Source organism: Enterococcus sp. 125944 (assembly GCF_051909435.1).
Taxonomy (GTDB): domain Bacteria; phylum Bacillota; class Bacilli; order Lactobacillales; family Enterococcaceae; genus Enterococcus_D; species Enterococcus_D gallinarum.
The window spans coordinates 121,409-140,228 of record NZ_JBQASY010000006.1 but is presented as its reverse complement, the minus strand read 5'-3'; the positions used below and the strand labels follow the sequence as shown (position 1 = coordinate 140,228).

At 39.9% G+C, this 18,820-nt stretch carries 17 protein-coding genes, 1 tRNA gene and 1 other annotated feature; of the genes, 7 read left to right on the top strand and 11 right to left on the bottom strand.

The annotated features are described in order from the left end of the window. Window positions 1–60: 60 nt before the first annotated feature. The 5 genes from ACTFWY_RS07540 to rplU all read right to left on the bottom strand — a co-directional run bounded on the left by ACTFWY_RS07540 (window position 61) and on the right by rplU (window position 3,040). Window positions 61–987 (bottom strand): phosphate/phosphite/phosphonate ABC transporter substrate-binding protein, encoded by a 927-nt coding sequence (locus tag ACTFWY_RS07540; protein ID WP_103299667.1) that lies wholly within the window; start codon window positions 985–987, stop codon window positions 61–63. A gap of 524 nt (window positions 988–1,511) precedes the next feature. Further along, on the bottom strand, window positions 1,512–1,964 hold the full coding sequence (locus tag ACTFWY_RS07535; RefSeq protein ID WP_003126182.1) for a GNAT family N-acetyltransferase: 453 nt from the start codon (window positions 1,962–1,964) through the stop codon (window positions 1,512–1,514). A 90-nt stretch (window positions 1,965–2,054) separates the two neighbouring features. Beyond that, window positions 2,055–2,348 carry a 50S ribosomal protein L27 gene (rpmA, locus tag ACTFWY_RS07530; RefSeq protein ID WP_003126181.1) on the bottom strand — a complete coding sequence of 98 codons (294 nt, stop codon included), beginning with the start codon at window positions 2,346–2,348 and terminating at the stop codon, window positions 2,055–2,057. Between the two features lie 12 nt (window positions 2,349–2,360). Then, window positions 2,361–2,705: a ribosomal-processing cysteine protease Prp gene (locus ACTFWY_RS07525; protein ID WP_003126178.1), complete on the bottom strand. Its 345-nt coding sequence runs from the start codon at window positions 2,703–2,705 to the stop codon at window positions 2,361–2,363. Between the two features lie 26 nt (window positions 2,706–2,731). Then, complete coding sequence (rplU, locus tag ACTFWY_RS07520) at window positions 2,732–3,040, bottom strand: 50S ribosomal protein L21 (protein ID WP_005225751.1); 309 nt, start codon at window positions 3,038–3,040, stop codon at window positions 2,732–2,734. Between the two features lie 19 nt (window positions 3,041–3,059). Further along, window positions 3,060–3,131, bottom strand: a sequence feature (ribosomal protein L21 leader region). 145 nt (window positions 3,132–3,276) lie between these two features. Here rplU and ACTFWY_RS07515 point away from each other — a divergent pair. Further along, window positions 3,277–3,924, top strand: coding sequence for a uracil-DNA glycosylase (locus ACTFWY_RS07515; protein ID WP_311828326.1), 648 nt, complete (start codon window positions 3,277–3,279; stop codon window positions 3,922–3,924). 19 nt (window positions 3,925–3,943) lie between these two features. Here the strand turns inward: ACTFWY_RS07515 and leuD are convergent, their stop codons facing one another. Genes leuD through ACTFWY_RS07495 form a run of 4 tightly spaced genes read right to left on the bottom strand, consistent with a single transcriptional unit; the run spans window position 3,944 to window position 8,468 of the window. Beyond that, the gene (gene leuD, locus ACTFWY_RS07510; protein ID WP_103299663.1) at window positions 3,944–4,534 is read right to left on the bottom strand and encodes a 3-isopropylmalate dehydratase small subunit; all 591 of its coding nucleotides are present in this window, start codon (window positions 4,532–4,534) and stop codon (window positions 3,944–3,946) included. After that, window positions 4,534–5,913, bottom strand: coding sequence for a 3-isopropylmalate dehydratase large subunit (leuC, locus tag ACTFWY_RS07505; RefSeq protein ID WP_003126173.1), 1,380 nt, complete (start codon window positions 5,911–5,913; stop codon window positions 4,534–4,536). Before leuC ends, leuD begins: the two co-directional genes overlap by 1 nt. Then, window positions 5,914–6,951, bottom strand: coding sequence for a 3-isopropylmalate dehydrogenase (leuB, locus tag ACTFWY_RS07500; RefSeq protein WP_103299661.1), 1,038 nt, complete (start codon window positions 6,949–6,951; stop codon window positions 5,914–5,916). It abuts the gene before it with no gap. Then, entirely contained in the window at window positions 6,948–8,468 is a 1,521-nt protein-coding gene (locus tag ACTFWY_RS07495) for a 2-isopropylmalate synthase (protein WP_005471121.1), read from the bottom strand. The genes leuB and ACTFWY_RS07495 overlap by 4 nt, the downstream gene beginning before the upstream one ends. Window positions 8,469–9,086: 618 nt before the next feature. Here ACTFWY_RS07495 and ACTFWY_RS07490 point away from each other — a divergent pair. From ACTFWY_RS07490 to ACTFWY_RS07475, 4 genes are all read left to right on the top strand, one after another. Further along, window positions 9,087–9,782, top strand: coding sequence for an O-methyltransferase (locus ACTFWY_RS07490; RefSeq protein WP_003126170.1), 696 nt, complete (start codon window positions 9,087–9,089; stop codon window positions 9,780–9,782). A gap of 89 nt (window positions 9,783–9,871) precedes the next feature. Then, window positions 9,872–9,945: transfer RNA gene (locus ACTFWY_RS07485), tRNA-Arg, on the top strand. A 527-nt stretch (window positions 9,946–10,472) separates the two neighbouring features. Then, complete coding sequence (locus tag ACTFWY_RS07480; RefSeq protein WP_311828325.1) at window positions 10,473–11,591, top strand: hypothetical protein; 1,119 nt, start codon at window positions 10,473–10,475, stop codon at window positions 11,589–11,591. Between the two features lie 14 nt (window positions 11,592–11,605). Continuing rightward, a complete protein-coding gene (locus ACTFWY_RS07475) occupies window positions 11,606–12,082 on the top strand; it encodes a DUF3139 domain-containing protein (RefSeq protein WP_113849561.1) in 477 nt (158 codons plus the stop codon). A gap of 396 nt (window positions 12,083–12,478) precedes the next feature. Here ACTFWY_RS07475 and bsh read toward each other — a convergent pair whose 3' ends face one another. Beyond that, window positions 12,479–13,453 carry a choloylglycine hydrolase gene (gene bsh, locus ACTFWY_RS07470; RefSeq protein ID WP_003126166.1) on the bottom strand — a complete coding sequence of 325 codons (975 nt, stop codon included), beginning with the start codon at window positions 13,451–13,453 and terminating at the stop codon, window positions 12,479–12,481. Between the two features lie 270 nt (window positions 13,454–13,723). On the opposite strand from bsh, the gene ACTFWY_RS07465 reads away from it, so the two are divergent. Both ACTFWY_RS07465 and ACTFWY_RS07460 read left to right on the top strand, forming a co-directional pair. Continuing rightward, entirely contained in the window at window positions 13,724–14,596 is an 873-nt protein-coding gene (locus tag ACTFWY_RS07465) for a helix-turn-helix domain-containing protein (protein WP_005471117.1), read from the top strand. A 203-nt stretch (window positions 14,597–14,799) separates the two neighbouring features. Beyond that, complete coding sequence (locus ACTFWY_RS07460; RefSeq protein ID WP_103299652.1) at window positions 14,800–16,254, top strand: helix-turn-helix domain-containing protein; 1,455 nt, start codon at window positions 14,800–14,802, stop codon at window positions 16,252–16,254. A 1-nt stretch (window position 16,255) separates the two neighbouring features. On the opposite strand, the gene ACTFWY_RS07455 is transcribed toward ACTFWY_RS07460, so the two are convergent. Then, window positions 16,256–18,820 carry an HAD-IC family P-type ATPase gene (locus ACTFWY_RS07455; RefSeq protein ID WP_311828253.1) on the bottom strand — a complete coding sequence of 855 codons (2,565 nt, stop codon included), beginning with the start codon at window positions 18,818–18,820 and terminating at the stop codon, window positions 16,256–16,258.

Sequence of the window (18,820 nt, the reverse complement as noted above, 5' to 3'; positions counted from 1 at the left end):
TAAACTACTTTTATAAAATTGAAAAGGGTATCTGTTGATACGATACCCTTTCTCTGCCGCTTATTGTCCTACTTGTTCTGCATATTCACGAACGATATCAAAATTACTGTCTTGGGAGACTACATAGCCTTCATGAGAGTAGATATCTGAAATGATTTGATGACCTTCTTCATCTTTACCAATTTCGATAAAGGCATCTTGGATTTTTTTGTCCCATTCCTCACTCATATCACTGCGAACACTAATGGTGTCATTCGGGATTGGTTCTGTGAAATACATAGGTTCCACGTCATTCATGATTTTAGGATAATCTTTTTTCACTGTATTTCGCGCATCTTCAAAAACGAAAGCCGCATCTACATCTCCGTTTAAGACAGCCAAAACTGCTTGGTCATGACCTTTGACTTGAATTGTCGTTACATCCTTATTGATGTCTATCCCTTCTTTTTGAAGTTCCGCAACTGGCCAAACATACCCAGCCGAAGAGGTTACATCTTGTGTAGCGATCGTTTTCCCTTTCAAATCAGCTAATTCCTTGATATCGCTGCCGCTCTTGACCACAACCATTGATCGATAGCTATCCACCAATTCATCTGTCGCTTCACCACCAGGCTGCTTGATTCCATATCGCTGTGCCTGCAGTAATACTTTTACATTGCTTTGTTCATGAGCCAAAACATAAGCATTTGGAGGCAAAAAGCCTACATCCACTTGCTTAGAAGCCATTGCTTCGACGATCGTATTGTAATCTGTTGAAACACTTACGGTAACTGGAATTCCTAATTTATCACTTAGCAGCTTTTCAAGCGGTTTCGCTTTAGCCTCTAACGTTTCTGCTGCTTGCGAGGGCACAAATTGAACTGTCAACTTTTCTGGAACATATTGTTCCTCTGCACTCGAACTAGATTCTCCCGCTCCGCAAGCTGCTAATGCCAATCCAGTTGCTAACCCTAATCCAACGATTCCTACCTTTTTCCAAAGCTTCATTCTTCTTCTCCTTTGTGTTAAAAATCAGAACAACCAATTAACGAACTTTACCTTTTTGATTATAGAAAAATGTACATTTAATTACAACTATTTTTCGCTATAAATGGATATTTTTTTAGTAAAATCAATCTAATCACGAACATTAACTTGTGTGCCTTTTCTCAATCAAAGAGTATTTCACAGTCTGTCAATTGCTTTGCTCTACTTTAAAAAGAGTACCAAAGCAATTTATTGTTTGTATTTACAACACGTAAAGTTTCTGTTAATCCTCTCGAAGATAGTTGTGATCTATTGGACATGTCATCAATCAGGAAATTCTCTACTTTTGAGGCTACAATTCTCTCTTCACATCTACCGGTAACTAGTTTGACCAAGATTACCAAAACAAAAGTTTGAAGAGACAGATCGAAAAGATGATCGCCTTTTCTTCCCCGGACTTACAACAGCAGTCTTTCAAGTGCAAAAAAACTCATGGCTGTCGGCTCCTCACATCCAACACCACCATGAGTTTATTTTCAACTAGATTATCTCCATTCTTTCAACAACACGGTCTCATCATTTACAAACTCTCCAGTTGCAACAAATCCAAAACCTTCGTACATTTGTTTAGCGATCGTATTTTCTTTAACGGAAGAAATTCGTAGTTCTTTTGCTTGGATCGCCTGCCGGAACCATTCAATCGCTGCTTCCATTGCCTGTGATCCATATCCTTTTTGCTGAAAGCGATGATCAATCATAAAACGCTCGATCCACCATGATTCTTTTGCATAATCTTCATCCGCTTCGTAATAACTAAACAATAAGAAACCGATCATTTCTTCCTGATGATAAATCGCAAAAGCCTGCCGAGCTTCTTCATATACAGCTTCCAGCAAAGAATACCAATTAGGCGCAACAAATTTTTCTTGTTCTTTGGTTGTTTTTAGTTCAATACAGCCACGATAATTCTCTTTTGTGATTGGTTTTAACCGGATCATTTCAGACCTCCTCTAATTAAATCGCTTTCAAATAAACCGAATAAAAAAAGATGACTTACTAAGGATATAGTAAATCATCTAACTGTATTATTAAGCTTCTTGCGCTACTGGGTATACAGAAACTTGCTTTTTGTCGCGGCCTTTACGTTCGAAACGAACAACACCGTCAACTTTTGCAAATAATGTATCATCTCCACCGATACCTACGTTTACTCCTGGGTAAATTTTAGTACCGCGTTGGCGATAAAGGATTGATCCACCTGAAACAGTTTGACCATCAGCACGTTTAGCACCTAAACGTTTTGATTGAGAGTCGCGTCCGTTAGAAGTAGAACCGCCACCTTTTTTGTGAGCGAAGAATTGCAAATTCATTTTCATCAACATGAGATGCACCTCCTAGTTTTCTTTGATTGTTTTGATTTGGATATAATCGCTGTATTCTTCTTGAACAGATTGCAGACCAATCAATAGATTCTCTAAAAGAATCTGAGAGATATTCGACTGCTCTTGGGTCAAACGAGGAACAAGTTTAACAAGAAGGTAGCCACCTTCTTCATTGTTCGCTTCAACGATTGGTGTTACACCAGCCAAAGCATCGATCCCATTTACCGCACTGATCGCTAATGCTGAAGCAGCTGCGCAGACGATGTCTTTGCCATATTCTCCTGCTTGCGCGTGACCGGTAAGTTCAAAAGAAACAATCCGACCAGAGTCATTACGCTTGAATGTCCCTTTGATCATATTCGTTACCCTACTTTTCGTAAGAATTATGCATTGATTGCGTCAATAACAACTTTTGTGTAAGGTTGACGGTGACCTTGTTTGCGGTGTGAATGTTTTTTAGGTTTGTATTTGAAAGTTACGACTTTCTTTTGTTTGCCGTGTTTTTCTACAGTTCCTTCAACAGTTGCACCAGCAACGATTGGGGCACCTACTTTTGTTGATTCGCCACCTACTAAGATCACTTCATCAAAAGTAACTTTTTGTCCAGCTTCTACATCTAATTTTTCAACATAGATTGCTTGACCCACTTCAACTTTTACTTGTTTACCACCAGTTTTGATAATTGCGTACATGCTCTAAAGCACCTCCTTCTATTATACTTAGACTCGCCATCCCAAGTGACTTTCGTACTTAATAACTTGTTCTGTGCGGTTGTAGCTGTGGAGTCCACAATTACAACAGATTAACTTTATCAAAATGTTTCCGTAAAGTCAATGAAAAATAATGATTTATTTTCGTCATGCCGCTTTACTATTTTTTTTAAGTAAGTTGTTTTACTATAGAAGAAAGAAACAAATGAGGTGTTAAAATGAACTACCCAAAAAAACTAGCTGAGCCAATCATTGAACAATCAAAAGCCTATCAGCTTGAAGGGTTTGTTCCTGGTCAAGGACCGCTTCATCCCAAATTAATGATCGTTGGTGAAGCACCTGGACGGACCGAAATCGAGAATTTTATTCCTTTCAGTGGCCAAGCAGGCAAAGAACTGATGGCCTCTTTGGCGTTAGTCGGACTGAGACGTGAAGAGGTATATATCACGAGTGCAGTACGGAGCCGTCCCTATTCGATCAAAGAACGAATCAACAAACGAAGTGGCGCACATGAAGTAGTGCACCCCAATCGAACGCCAACAAAAAAAGAAGTCTTGTTGCATGCGCCTTTATTGGATTACGAAATCCAAAAGGTGGATCCGCCTTTGATTGCTACGGTTGGAAACATCGGGTTACAAAGATTATTAGGCAATCGCTATTCCATTACAAATGTTCATGGGCAGCCAATCAGAAGTGCGATCCAACAGTTGAATGCTGAAAAAAATGGTTATACGTGGTCTGACAAACAATACCTGATTGTTCCAATGTATCATCCCGCTGCCATTTTTTATAATCGAACATTGGCTGAGCGGATCCATCAAGATTGGTCTGGCTTGAATCGCATCAGAGAGCATGGCTTGCACTAGCATCTCGCAATTCTGTCTTTTAGTTGCGGCGATAATGAGGGATTGTTTTTTCATAAGCAGTGATTTTTCCTTCTTCTTGCAACGTGATGCCAATCTCATCTAATCCATTGACCAGTTTATGCTTCCATGTTGCATCGATCTCAAAAGGATAGACCGTTTGTTTGACAGTTACTTGCTGTTTGGGAAGATCAATAGCGATCCTCTCATCAGGAGCCAATGCTGCCAATACTTGACGAGCAGAAAGCGATAAAACGATAGGCAGCAAGCCGTTTTTCGTTGCATTCATATAAAAAATATCGCTAAAACTGCCGGCAATCACTGCACGAAAGCCGTAGTCCATCAGCGCCCAAGCCGCATGTTCACGCGAAGAACCAGAACCAAAATTATCTCCAGAAATGAGGATAGATGCTTCTTTGTATTCTGGAAAGTTCAAAATAAATTCAGGATTTGAACGGCGATTTGGTAAATAGCGCCAGTCATCAAAAAGGTATTGACCAAATCCTGTCTTTTCAACCCGTTTTAAATAATTTTTCGGTAAAATTTGATCCGTATCAATATTATCATTCATTAATGGGATCGTTTTCCCTTGATAGTAAGTGAAGGCTTCCATTAATTTTTCCTCCCGACGATTTCTCGAACATCTACAAAGCGTCCATAAACAGCGGCAGCCGCAGCCATTGCCGGACTGCATAAATGGGTACGGGCATTCTTACCTTGACGTCCAACGAAGTTCCGATTTGATGTAGAAGCACAATGGACGCCCGCTGGTACTTTATCTGGATTCATGCCTAGGCACATGGAACAACCAGGTTCTCGCCATTCGAAACCTGCATCTTTAAAGATCTGATCTAACCCCAGTTTTTCTGCCGCTTTTCTAACTGGACGTGATCCTGGAACCACGATGCCTGTGACCCCATCTTTGATTTTTTTTCCTTCCAAAATAGTTGCGGCTTCTTGCAAGTCAGAGAGTCGACCATTTGTGCAGGAACCGATAAAAATATATTCAATTGGAATATCTTCGGCTCGCTGTCCAGGGTGCAATGCCATATATTGATAAGCTTGTTCATCATTATGGTCACGAATTTCAGGAAAGACTCCACTGATAGGCACTCCCATCTCAGGATTGGTTCCCCACGTAATATAAGGTTCCAGCTGAGAGGCATCAAGTGTCAATTGGGTATCAAAAACAGCATCTTCGTCGGTTTTTAGCGTTTGCCAGTCTGCAATTGCGTCAGCGAGCTCTTTGGGTGCATATTCCCGACCCGCGACATAAGCAAAGGTTGTTTCATCAGGGGCAATCAGCCCTATCTTCGCCCCACCTTCAATCGACATATTACAAATCGTCATGCGCTCCTCCATTGACAGATTCCGGATTGTTTCTCCATAAAATTCAATGGCATGACCTACTCCAAAATCCGTACCGTGAGTGGCGATCAGGGCAAGAATGATATCTTTAGCGTAGACGCCCGGTTGCAAAGTTCCCTTGATCTCAATCCCCATACGTTTTGGTTTCGTTTGCCAAATCGTTTGAGTTGCAAAAACATGCTCCACCTCACTTGTGCCAATACCAAAAGCGATAGCTCCAAACGCGCCATGTGTGGCTGTATGAGAGTCTCCACAAACGATCGTCTTCCCCGGTTGTGTCAGACCGGTTTCCGGGCCAACCATGTGTACGATTCCTTGTCGGGCTGAGCCATTGTCACATAACTGTATCCCAAATGCTTGGCAGTTGTTGCGCAGTGTATCTATCTGTTTCTTTGCAACCAAATCCGTGATCGTAAAAATATCTTTAGTCGGGACATTGTGGTCCATCGTTGCAAAGGTCTTTTCAGGGCAACGAACACGCCGGCCAGCTTGCCTCAGTCCTTCAAAAGCTTGAGGAGAAGTCACTTCATGGATCAGATGCAGATCGATATATAACAGCTGTGCCTCACCTTCTTCCAGCACTACATGACGTTCCCAAAGTTTGTCAAATAATGTTTTCCCCATTCAGTAGCCCCCTAATTTTTTGATTACCGCATCCGTAAATTCTGTTGTAGTAGTATTTCCTCCAAGATCACAAGTCACGACCCCATCTTCCATCACTTGATAGCACGCCTGCTCCATCTGATCAGCAATTGATTTCATCCCAAAAGAAGTTAGCATCATCCCCACAGACAGAATCATTGAAATGGGATTAGCAATATCTTTGCCGGCAATATCCGGTGCTGAACCGTGAATCGGCTCATACAGTGAAACCCCAGAAAGACTATGACTTGCACTAGCCAAAACACCTAATGATCCTGGTAGGACTGACGCCTCATCGCTGAGAATATCGCCAAAAAGATTTTCAGTCACAATCACATCGAATGCAGTTGGCTGTTGCAAGATCTTCATAGCGGCAGAATCAACATATTGGTGTGTTAACTGACAATCGGGAAATTCTTGCGCTACTTCATTCGCCACCTTTCGCCATAATTTGCTTGTTGCCAAAACATTGGCCTTGTCCACGGACACTACTCGCCGTTGTCTAGTTCGTGCGATCTGAAACGCCTTTCGTAAGATACGGCGAATCTCTTCCCTATGGTAATAATTCAGATCCGAAGCCTCTGTTGCCGATAGCTTTTTTTCTCCAAAATAGATGCCGCTCGTCAATTCTCTTACCAGTACCAGATCGGTTCCTTTAACGATCTGCTCTTTCAAAGGAGAAAAGGGTAAAAAAGCATCCGTTACTTTGATGGGGCGAATGTTGGCATAAAGATCAAGCGCGCGCCGCAAGTCCAATAAACCTTTTTCCGGTGTATAAGCTGCATTTTCCCACTTGGGATCTCCAATGGCTCCGAGCAAAATGGCATCCGCTTGCTGACAAGCTTGCAATGTTTTTTTTGGCAGTGGTGTGCCATACTGCTCAATGGCTTGTCCGCCAAATGCATAAGACTCAAAAGAGAAATACGGGTTGCTTGGCAAACACGCCTTTACAATTTGCAATGCACTGGTCATGATCTCCGGTCCGATGCCATCACCAGCAAGAACGACGATTTTTTTCATTTATTCTCGCCTCGATTCTTCAAAGCAGCGCTGGCTTGTACATAGGCTTTTGCAGAAGCTTGCAGCACATCAAAATCAACACCGATCCCACTGATTTGTCGGTTTGTCTCTGCGCATTCGATAGCTACATGCACTTCTGCTTGCGCATCTTCTCCACTCGTAAGAGCCGTGATTTCATAATTTAGCAGTCGCGGTTGCTGATCAAAAATCTGGTCGATCGAATTATAGATTGCTTGAATGCTCCCAGCGCCAATTGCTGAGGCAACATAAGATTGATGATCTTTTGTGATCGATACCACGGCACCTTGATGACCATTGGAGACATATTGTAGCTGAACAGCCTCTAATTCAACGCCCTCTGTTTGCGTGCGACCTTGATCCGCTGCTAACGCCAGCAAATCCTGCTCCGTTACTTGTTTCTTTTTGTCTGCCAGTTCTTTGAATCGTTTAAACAATGCATTTGTTTCCTCAGAGTCAAACTGATAGCCTAATTGATTCATCTTTTCTATAAACGCATGCCGACCAGATAATTTTCCCAGCGGTAGCGAATTTGTTTGAACACCGACTAATTGCGGCGTAATGATCTCGTATGTCTCAGGATTCTTCAAGACGCCGTCTTGATGGATGCCCGATTCATGTGCATAGGCGTTTCCTCCAACGATCGCTTTATTCTTAGGAACAGCGATCCCTGATAGTCGAGCGACTAGGTCACTGGTTCGTTTGGTTTCGCCTAACTGAATATTCGTTGTGCAGTCATAGAAATCTTGACGCACATGCAATGCTAATGCCACCTCTTCCAACGCCGTGTTTCCGGCCCGTTCACCAATGCCATTGATCGTTCCTTCCACACGAGTGGCTCCGTTCTCAATAGCTGCCAGAGCATTCGCCGTTGCCATTCCCAGATCATCGTGACAGTGGGAGGAAAACATAATCGGTTCCTTGCTTTTGGTATTGGCAATCAAATAGGCAAATAATTCGCCATAGGCAGTGGGATTACTATAGCCAACGGTATCTGGAATATTGATGATGGTCGCCCCGGCATCGATCGCTGTTTGGACCGCTTCTAACAGAAAATCTTTTTCTGTGCGGGTCGCATCTTCTGGAGAAAATTGAACCTTGTCAAATAAGGTTCTAGCATAGGTAACGTGTTCTTTGATTGCTCGGATTACTTCTTCTTTAGTCATGGCTAATTTATAACGGCGATGGACTTCACTGGTTGCCAAAAACACATGGATCTGGGGACTTACTGCTTGCTTTAATGCCTCATAAGCGCGATCAATATCTTTAATTTGACAGCGTGCCAGACCTGCCACTGTCATCGTGGATACAGCAGTTGCGATTGCTTGAACCGCTGCAAAGTCTCCTTCCGAAGCAATTGGAAAACCTGCCTCAATTGTATCAATTCCCCATTTTTCCAGCTGTAAAGCAAGCTGTACCTTTTCTTTCGTATTGAAATTCACTCCTGGAGTCTGTTCTCCATCTCGAAGGGTGGTGTCAAAAAACTGGATCTGTCTCAAACTGATTCCTCCTCTGGCTCATTTGTTCTTTTAGGGTATAAAAAAAGCACTCCATAAAGGTCTTCCCTTTATGCAATGCGAATAGGACTCTTCTGTTTCACGTCATCAGATCATGAAATACAAAAAAGAGTCCTCACGGTAATAATAAGTTGCTAGTGTTCATCGGCTTATTTCTATTCATTTTATTCACCTGTCACTTTCTGCTTCTCGTTACCTTATATAAGAAGATACCGAAAGACACTGCATCTGTCAATGCTTTTAATTGAATTTTCTGAATATTTAGATAGATAATATTAGAGAAAAAGAAATAAAAGTGTCCTTTTCTCTCTTCATATCTCTTAGAAGTAAGAAATTATTTTGAAATACGTTCCTTTAAAACAGATTTTTTTCAGCGAATACTGGTTATATCTTCACAGACTCTTAACACAATTTAAACATTGCTCTGTTAGTATCATTGTATACCAAAAATTATTTTTCAACCTTTCTCCCCTACCAGTCATTCGACTGGTTTTTTTGTCTTACTGAGCAAAAAATCTGTTCTTTTCCCAAGTAGAAAGGATTGAACTCAAAGAGAGTTATCCGTATAATAAGTAACAGAAATTATTTAGGAGGATCAGGATGCGTAACGAAATGATGCATCGTCCAGTAGTAAAAAAAGAACTAGTGGCGTTTATGCGGGAAAAACAAAAGCAATTAACTGGGAAATTAGGTCAAATCGAACAGGCAGCTCATGAAAAAGAAGTTCCTATTATTCCGCATGAGACAGTGGTGTTCCTGCAATTTTTATTAGGACAAATGAAGCCCAAGCAAATATTAGAAATCGGTACAGCAATCGGCTTTTCTTCAAGTTTGATGGCACAGTATGTAGGTGATGGTCACGTAACTACCATCGATCGCTATGATGTCATGATCAAAAAAGCCAGAGAAACTTACAAACAATTGGGCCTTGAGGATAAAGTCACTCTTTTAGAGGGACAGGCAGCAGACGTTTTGCCGACACTTGATGGTCCTTACGATTTTATTTTCATGGATAGTGCAAAGTCTAAATACATCGAATTTTTACCGGAGTGCTTACGACTTTTACGTAAAGGCGGCGTGTTAATGGTCGATGACGTCTTTCAGGCAGGAACGATTTTAGATCCTATAGAAGACATTCCACGAGGACAACGGGCCATCCACCGTAAACTAAACCTTTTCCTCAATACAGTGATGGATCATCCCCAACTGACTTCTAGCTTAATTCCCTTAGGAGATGGCGTTATTCTTATTACGAAAGAAGCAGATCATGTGGACGTGGCTACAACCAGCGAGTAACGAGTCATTTTAAAGAAAGTTGGCAAAAATAGCGAAAAGCGATTGACATTAGGCGCTCCTTTTTCTATAATGTTATTTGTTGCTGACTTGTCATAGTAGCTCAGCTGGATAGAGCATCCGCCTTCTAAGCGGACGGTCGGGGGTTCGAATCCCTCCTGTGACGTTATATTATCATACGTTCTATATACAAACCGTTAGGAATATGAATTCCTAGCGGTTTTTGTTTACCGTTTATGGACATCCCGGGACCTTTTTACGTCATACTAGTTTTATAAGCACACAGATTACACGAATCTATCGAAATTAAGCTTGTCAAATCTTGTATTTATCGGGCGACAAGAATTTGAACTTTTTTGTCACGTGAAATCATAAATTTTTCTGAGCTAAGGTGACGCAAAGAATATCTATAGGAGAAGCGCTCATCTCATGTAGCCTGTCTTTTATTCACTATCCTACTAAGCTTGTAGGTTTAAAAAAATGAAACTAACCATCATTATTGAAACTAACCATCATTAAAGAAAAAATCTTCTCCTCGATTCTAAGTAAAAAGGTTCTTAGTGGAAAAACCTTTTTCGGTTGTTCAATAATCATGTGACAAAGGCGTAAGTTGTTTTTTTACATTATTAATGTTAATCTCCACTTAGATATAATATATATACAATAATAACACTACAGAAAGGCGTGAATTAAATGAAAAGATTATTTATCGTCCTCTCCATTCTCTCTTTGTTATTCATTGGTCTAAGCTGCATTGGAAACGCTTATTCAGAAGAACACTCAACGCGTTCAACTACTACCACCGATACAAGCAACACCTTAATAACCGTTTCATCAACTGATATTTCTGATCCAATACTAACAAACTCACTTGAAGAAGAAACAGCACCTACTACAGCCACTTCATCAGAGCAAGAATCTCGAACATCTCTTTGGGATATGGAAGACGAAAACAAAGTAAAATATGATTCTGATCAAACAAATTCTCCAGAACTAACAGATCAAGAAGCAACGAAAATTAAAGAATTATATGAAAAAGGAATCGCTGAAGGAAAAGTTAATCGAGAATTATACTCCTATGAAGCTTTTCAAGAGAATTATCAAGTAAATAAAACAACTTATGAAGAAATGAAAGAAGTTGTTGGCGCTGGATTAACCTATGATAACTGGTTTGGAGAAATATTAAATTACAGTGCCTTCCCGGATGGAGAAGGACATTCTCCTCGCAATAATCAACGGCAAAAACGTGCAACCCAAAAGCAAAACGCAGACCGTTTCAAACGTGATCTTCGTAAAGGAGATATTATTGTTGTCAGTGGTGGTATGGGGCATGCAGCAATCGCCACTAGTGATAACTATATCTTGGAAATGACTGGGGGAAAAGTAATAGATAAATGGCCTACTGGAGTCATGAAAAATAATAACCATCAATATTCAAAGCATAATTGGCTGTGGGGAAATGAGGATCAAGAAGGTGTGAGTCCTAGCAAAAATATAGATAAGTGGATACAAATCTGGCGTATCCCTAATAAAGGAATGGCTAATCAGTGTGCAAATTATGCCGATAAAACATTTTGGAACTCATCTGGTGGATACAAAAAGAATCGTTACTATGACTATTTCATTGGACCTAACACGTTGTCTATGAATCCAACTTACTGTTCAAAATTGGTCTTTCATGCTTTTTGGTATGGTAGTGGTTCATCTCCAGTCATGCAAAGCTTTGCTTCAGGACTTACTTTCATTGCTCCGAGTGCTTTGCCTAATTTATTTACTAGTTCCTACAAACCCTATAAAGTTGGAACCTATTGAAGGAGTGTTTATTTATGAAAAAAATCAGGTTCTTTTTAATAGGGTTTGTTCTTTTTGTAATAGTTGGATTATTGTTATATGTCAGTTATTTTAAATATCATGAATATACATCTGACAAAAAGATTGATGACTTTATAGCCCGAATAGATAAAATTCCTAAAAAAGAAATCCTATTGGTAAAAGATACTTATCGACAATCAACCAAACAGGAAACCAATTTTTCAAAAAAAATCACTACTAAAAAAGATTTTGAAAAATGGAAAAAAGAAATTAAAAAAAATGGAAAATTTTATAATGGAGATTGCCTACCTAAAAACTATTTACCGAAAGTAGAAGATTGTGAATTAATTTATAACTTTGTGTGTCGTCTCCCAGATAAAAAAGTTGAATTTACTTACGTGATCACTGGAACTGGTTATATAAACAGCAAAAAAGTAATCAAAGAAAATTTTGCCTATCCTGATATCCCTTTCGATTATCCAGAAGAATAAAACTCATGAACTTCCTTAATTGAAATTACTTAGGTGAACCCGTATTCAAAAAACGTTGTTTTACCGCTAAGGACCCTTGGCCTTAGCGGTTTTTATTTTGCTTTGTGCCCAATCTGTGCCAAATATAAATCAAAGATGCACTCTTTGTTCAACCAAAAAGTGCATCTTATCAAACTAGCAAGTTCTTTTATTTTTTCATCTCACGAATGTCCGAGTTATCACGAAAAAACTGTAACACACGGATTCATAAATCAATTATCTAAAGGTGTTGGTCATTGCTGCCAGTCATCAATTATCTTCTGTCGTATTTCTTAGCAGTAAAAACCACCTTCTCTTTCGATCGCTTCATCCAAGCGATACGTACGCTACCGTTCTTCTCTGAAAGTTATTTACCGATTAATTAGCAACGTGTATTTGCTGTTGTTCAACTAACGGATAACTAATCAGTTTTTCACTGTCTAAGTCTTCTTTATGCATATCTACAGCGACGATTTGACTATTTTCATAGGTCCGATAGTAATAAATCCCTTTGTCGACATTGCAGCAAGAAGAATAAATGGTATATTCATATTTCCCGTCTCCCACATCACATAATCCTTTTTGCTGTTCGACAGACCCTAAAATATGGAAAAATTGGCTGATACTTTCTGATTCTGAATCACCAGATACAGAATTCAGTTTCGTGAATGCAGCCTTCACAAATCGAGACATCGAGGACAAATCCCCAGGCAACCCAATTCCGCCCATTCCTCGACTATACTCATTCAATTCGATTGCATCTGAGAAGGTATTGGTTGGCGTTTTACTAGATAAAGAACGATAGTTATTTAAATTGAACAAATGATAGTCAAAAGAAGGATTGTTCGTTAGGACACCAACAGGATTATCATAGATATGAAGTCCGTCTTTCATACTTTCTACAACGATTGAAGATTCTTTATCCGCTAATAACCAGTGTAAAGGCGATAGCGGAAGATTTTCGCTAAAATTGATATTAACCAAATTGATTTTATTCAACAATTCTTTTGCTTCAGCTACAGTGCTGCATTGCCCTAATATCCAGGGAATGAATTCAAATGGTGTGACATTGTCTTTATTCTCAACCGGTTCTTTGTAATCTGCAAAACCAGCAAAATTTAACCCAGCCATGCTTAAACCTTTTTCATTGGTAGCATCATAATACAGCGGATAATCCGCTATACCAGCAGCAATCCCGATCATCGCATAATGCTGTGATAACTCACCAACTTTTCGAAAAGACAGCTTATAGTTCCTAGGAGTAATCGTGACTACTTCTTCATAAGACAGCTCATAATCAAAGTTTCTACCAAAATAGTGATCTCGCGTTGAATAAGTAATTGATGTACACATATTTTTTCCTCCTAATGTTCATTTTTTCACTTATATTTTACTCCTATTCACTTTTTTTTCAAAAGAAATGATTGTGTCTCGAACTCAGTTCTTTTATTGGTTATAATCATCTCTAGGAAAATGAACGTTAACAAGTACTCTATTCGTACTTTTCAATAAAACTTATCGTTGTTACACTAGATTTCATACCTATCGTAAAAAAGCATTAATTATCAAAAAACCTTCCAATAAAAGATGTATTCTACATACAAGGAGGCAGTGAGGTGATTTATGGATTATACAAAAGACATTCAACTGGCATTACTCTACATTGAAAATAATTTGACTGGCGATCTCTCCTCAAAAGAAATTGCAAAAAAAGCCGGCATGTCAGAATTTCATTTTCAGCGTGTATTTAAAAAACAACTGGGCATGGGAGTATATAAATATCTTCAAAAAAGACGTATGGCCCATGCTTCCCTACTACTTTTGAAGAGCGAATTGAAGATTATCGAAATTGCTCTGATCAGCGGTTTTTCCTCACAAGAGGCGTTTTCCAGAGTTTTTAAGTCCTATTATCAACTCCCTCCTCGACAATATAGAATCCAATTTAAAAACTTTTTTAGGGGGAATCAAAAAATGTGTGAGACAAAAATAAATGGCTGGTTGCTTTCTGGAAATAATTTTGACAAATATGAAGTGACAATTGATCAAATGAATTTTCATAGTGGAAATCAGTCAGTAAAAATGAGCCAAACAGAGAGCTTATACACAGAGAATTTTGCAACTGTTATGCAACAAGTGAGTGCAAAAAATTACATTAATCAACGTGTGCGATTAAGCGCATACCTAAAATCAGAATCAATTGAAGGTTGGGGAGGAATTTGGTTGAGAATTGATGGCAAGAATTTTGAACAATTAGCGTTCGATAATATGCAGAATCGTCCAGTAACAGGCACAAATGATTGGAATTATTATTCTTCTGTCTTAGATGTCTCACAGGAAGCTGAAGTTTTAAATTTTGGGTTTTTGTTGCAGGGAAAAGGCACTTTGTGGGCTGATGATTTTTGTTTAGAAATCGTTCCCAATGATATTCAAACAACCGAATTTAATAGTGAACAGTATTACCCAACGGAACCCCAAAACTTGTCGTTTTCGGAATAAGAATAGTTAATAAATGAGCTACAGTAGAATTCAAGATGCCACAAGACCTTATGGAATACTACTGTGCTTGAATGATCCAAGCAAAAATCCTGCTCCCCTCCTTTTTTATACGAAAAAGAAATAGCAATCTGAATCAATGCGAGGTAAAATAAAAGAAAACTTTTTACCAATCAGCTTATTCTGAATCGGAGAGGAAGCTTTCTATGGATACAATGATGAAAAGTATCATTACAGAAAAAGATTTATTACGGCAGATCCTGCTTCTTGAAGAGTTATCCAATCACAAAACGATTACGGCAAAGGCATTGGCTGCTTCGATTCAAACTACAGAGCGGACTGTCTTTACAGATATTCAGTATATTCGAGAGCAATTGCCTGACGGATGGGAAATCGAAGCGACAAGTAATGGCTTTTCTTTACTTAAAAAAGATTCCCAACTAACCAATCAATTATGGGAAAGCTTCCTGCCGCTTTCAATTGGCGCTATGTTGATCAAACAGTTATTCTTTGCAAAAGGAATCTCAACACAATCTTTCTTGCACGACAGTGGTATCTCTTTTGAAACATTGAAACGTCATGTTACAAAAATCAACCGTGGCATTAAACCATACAATATTCGAATTCAGTTGAACGCCAAGCAAGCCAAACTGTCAGGTAGTGAGATCAGCATTCGAGTTTTCTTCCATCGTCTGCTGCTGCCTTTTACCCACAATAATTATTTCTTTGAAGATTATGCTATTCATGAATCACATTATCTTATCTTTTTACAGTCACTGAAACGTCAAGAGTTGGACGTTCTTTCTGAAGAAATTTTTGGCACTTGCTGGTTCTTCATCAATACAATCCGAATCAAAGCCAATTGTCGGGTCAATGCACTCGCTTTTGATCCTTTAGATCCGCTTTTTTTACAATATCAGCAGTCGCTCCAGCAAGTTTATCAAAAAGAAGGCGTCTATTTGAATCAGGAGGAGTGTTTCTTTAGTTTCTATTGTTTTCTGGAAAGTTGGAATTACAACAATCAGTGGACAAGCAAAATTGCTGTCACACTAGATGCCTATCAGGAAATCAAACAATCCGTCCAGCGATTTGTTCAAGAACTTGGGCAAGAATTGGCGATTCCCCTACTTTCTGAAACCCAGTTAGCGGACAATTTGCTGCTTTTGGTCTTAAAATTCAATGAATCCGCAAAACTGTCTGAACAATTTCAATTAGAGTATCAAGAAATGATGCACATTCGTCAACACAACTATCAAGCAATTTTTGAACGATTACGGAAATTTATCTTAGATCCAAAATTTGCCATTGTAACCGATGAACCTAAGTATATCTTGAATATGGCTTCACTCCTCGTACAACAAGCTGTGCTTCAGGCACGACCAGTAACGACCCGAGCTTTCTTCTTCTTTCAAGGAGAACCAGCATGGAAAGTTTTCTTGCAACAGGAAATAAGTGATTATTTGGGTTCTAGGATCGAATTAGTCCCAGTCGAACCAGCTGAATTCGCAGGGATGACTACTCGAAATGACGACTTCATTATTTCGAACGTCCCTTTGGATGATCCCAAATTACCAGTCTTCTATCTTTCAATGCTGCCAACTAAAAATGAGCTCAATCAATTGACTGAGCTCATCCAAACATATTATCTGATCAACCAATGACTTAGCTTAGTTCATTGGTTGTTTTTGTATTTTGCCGATTGGCGCGCCGCTTCATTAGATGCTTTTCAACTTCAACCACTGCAAAGAGTAAGAAGCCATTTGCTGCGATACTAAGATGCTGTACAAGCGTCAATGTAGTTGTCCCAATCAGTTGCTGCGCAACTGGCAACACCAGAACCATTCCTTGCAAGATCACCAAGATTCCTAGAGAAATGAACAGTGCCCGATTTTGGAACATACTCTTGTTCAATGCTGGCTCTAAAAGCTCCCGACAATTCAACATGTATACTGCTTGTCCTAATACGATGTTCTGCAGGAGAATCGTTTGCTGGACTGCTTGCCCTTCAAATTGCATGGACAAAAAGTAAGCAGGAATCATGATCAGTAGAGAAACATAGACGATTCGGAACATGCTGTACATGGAAAGAATTCCTTCATTGACTGGACGAGGCGGCCGATCCATCACATCTTTACTCGCTTTTTCGAATCCTAGTGCATAAGACAATGTAATTGTTGTTACCATATTGACCCACAGGATCTGAACTGGAGTCAAAGGTAATGGACGATTTAACAAGAGAGCAAAAATGACAATCAATCCTTGCGCTAATGCTGTTGGCAAAAAGAAGTTGATAGTTTTTTTCAGATTGTCAAAGATCCGTCGCCCTTCTTTGACTGCATTCGCGATTGTATGGAAGTTATCATCTGCCAAAACCATATCGGCTGCTTGCTTGCTTACTTCACTTCCTTTGATCCCCATAGCGATCCCGATATCTGCTTTTTTCAATGCGGGAGCATCATTGACACCGTCTCCGGTCATGCCTACGATCTCACCATTATTTTGTAGAGCGGTCACAATTCGTAGCTTGTGCTCTGGCGTCGTCCGAGCAAAAACATCCACGTGATTGACTTGCTGTGCCAACTCCTCATCGGTCATTTGGTCGATATCTAATCCTTCAAGAACTTTCTTCGTATGTTTCAACCCGACTTGCTCGCCGATGGCTTGCGCCGTTTCTTTGTGGTCTCCTGTGATCATTTTGACTCTGATCCCCGCTTGTAAGGACTCTCTCACTGCTTTGATTGCACTGTCTTTTGGCGGATCAATGATTCCTGCAAGACCTATGAAGACTAAATCAGTGACTCCTTCATGAGCAACTTGACTGGATGCTGGAACTGTCTTGTATGCGAACCCTAAGACCCGCTGTCCTTTCTGTGCTAGCTCAGAAGCCGCTTGCTGCCAATAGGATACTTGATCTTCTGATAACTGACTTTTATTTAGCAAAACTTCTGGAGCGCCTTTTACATATAAGATTGATTGATCCTCTTGCAAAGGATGTAAAGTTGCCATGTACTTGTAAGTAGAGCTAAAAGGAATTTTTGCTGCAACTTGTTGCAAGGGTAATTCCTGAGTCTCCACAAACTGCAGCAGCGCCCGCTCAGTAGGATTACCTTGCAAATCTGCTGCCCGCTGAGAACTATCTTGTTTCAGATCTTGACAATTTGCCATGATATCGTACATGAGCGCTTGCTCTTTTTCGGTTACAGTGACAGTATCTACAACGGTCATTTCATTTTTTGTCAACGTTCCTGTTTTGTCCGAACAAATGACTGTCATTGCACCAAGCGTTTCCACCGACGGCATCGTCTTGATGATTGCTTGCTGATCTGCCATTTCTTTGACACCCATTGACAAAATCATGGTTAAAACAGCTGGTAATCCTTCCGGAACCATTGCTACGATTAACGCGATCACTGAGGAAAACAACACGTTTAGTTCTAGACCATACCGGAATGCGGTAAAGAAAATTAAGAAGAGAATCAGCGCGACAATACCGCGAAAAATCTGCTTGTTTAACTGATGCATTTTCTTTACCAACGGTGTCTCTTGTGATTTCACTGACTGCAAAGCTTGATTGATCTTACCGATTTCTGTCTCGTCGCCAGTTGCTACTACCACACCGATAGCTGACCCACTTTGAACAAGTGTACCAGAGAAGACCATGTTCTTTTGATCTCCAATAATACTGTTTTCTGTGATGACGTGTTCTGTTTTCTTGACTGGCTCAGATTCTCCAGTTAAGATCGACTCTTCTACGACCAATCCATGATTTTCGATCAATCGCATATCCGCTGGTACGACATCGCCCGCCTTCAATGAGACTAAATCTCCTTGAACGATTGACTCTGCGGCAACAGTTTGCTGCAGTCCTTCCACAATGACTACGGCTTCTTGGCCCATCATTTGTTTTAAGCCGTCCAAAGATTCTTCCGCTTTTCGTTCCTGCCAGTAACCCACAATGCCGTTGATGATAACAACTAAAAGAATGATGCCACTTTCTACATAATCACCTGTAACAGCCTTTAAAGCTGCAGCAACCATTAACACGATCATCAACAGATCCGTAAAATGTTTTGCGATTTTTTGCCAAGTTTTGATTTGAACTTTTTCTGCAATGCGATTTGCACCATCTGCTTCTAACCGTGCCTGACGTTCTTTATTTGAAAGTCCCTGACGATCGGACTGTAGCTGCTTCATCAATTGTTCTTTTGAAATTTGATACCACTTCAT

Coding starts and splice junctions, on each gene's coding strand:
- ACTFWY_RS07480 (WP_311828325.1), top strand. CDS start 10,473: ATGAAAAGATTATTTATCGTCCTCTCCATTCTCTCTTTGTTATTCATT.
- rpmA (WP_003126181.1), bottom strand. CDS start 2,348: ATGTTGATGAAAATGAATTTGCAATTCTTCGCTCACAAAAAAGGTGGC.
- leuC (WP_003126173.1), bottom strand. CDS start 5,913: ATGGGGAAAACATTATTTGACAAACTTTGGGAACGTCATGTAGTGCTG.
- ACTFWY_RS07475 (WP_113849561.1), top strand. CDS start 11,606: ATGAAAAAAATCAGGTTCTTTTTAATAGGGTTTGTTCTTTTTGTAATA.
- leuD (WP_103299663.1), bottom strand. CDS start 4,534: ATGGAAGCCTTCACTTACTATCAAGGGAAAACGATCCCATTAATGAAT.
- ACTFWY_RS07455 (WP_311828253.1), bottom strand. CDS start 18,820: ATGAAGTGGTATCAAATTTCAAAAGAACAATTGATGAAGCAGCTACAG.
- ACTFWY_RS07540 (WP_103299667.1), bottom strand. CDS start 987: ATGAAGCTTTGGAAAAAGGTAGGAATCGTTGGATTAGGGTTAGCAACT.
- ACTFWY_RS07490 (WP_003126170.1), top strand. CDS start 9,087: ATGCGTAACGAAATGATGCATCGTCCAGTAGTAAAAAAAGAACTAGTG.
- ACTFWY_RS07535 (WP_003126182.1), bottom strand. CDS start 1,964: ATGATCCGGTTAAAACCAATCACAAAAGAGAATTATCGTGGCTGTATT.
- ACTFWY_RS07515 (WP_311828326.1), top strand. CDS start 3,277: ATGAACTACCCAAAAAAACTAGCTGAGCCAATCATTGAACAATCAAAA.
- leuB (WP_103299661.1), bottom strand. CDS start 6,951: ATGAAAAAAATCGTCGTTCTTGCTGGTGATGGCATCGGACCGGAGATC.
- ACTFWY_RS07465 (WP_005471117.1), top strand. CDS start 13,724: ATGGATTATACAAAAGACATTCAACTGGCATTACTCTACATTGAAAAT.
- ACTFWY_RS07525 (WP_003126178.1), bottom strand. CDS start 2,705: ATGATCAAAGGGACATTCAAGCGTAATGACTCTGGTCGGATTGTTTCT.
- bsh (WP_003126166.1), bottom strand. CDS start 13,453: ATGTGTACATCAATTACTTATTCAACGCGAGATCACTATTTTGGTAGA.
- ACTFWY_RS07460 (WP_103299652.1), top strand. CDS start 14,800: ATGGATACAATGATGAAAAGTATCATTACAGAAAAAGATTTATTACGG.
- rplU (WP_005225751.1), bottom strand. CDS start 3,040: ATGTACGCAATTATCAAAACTGGTGGTAAACAAGTAAAAGTTGAAGTG.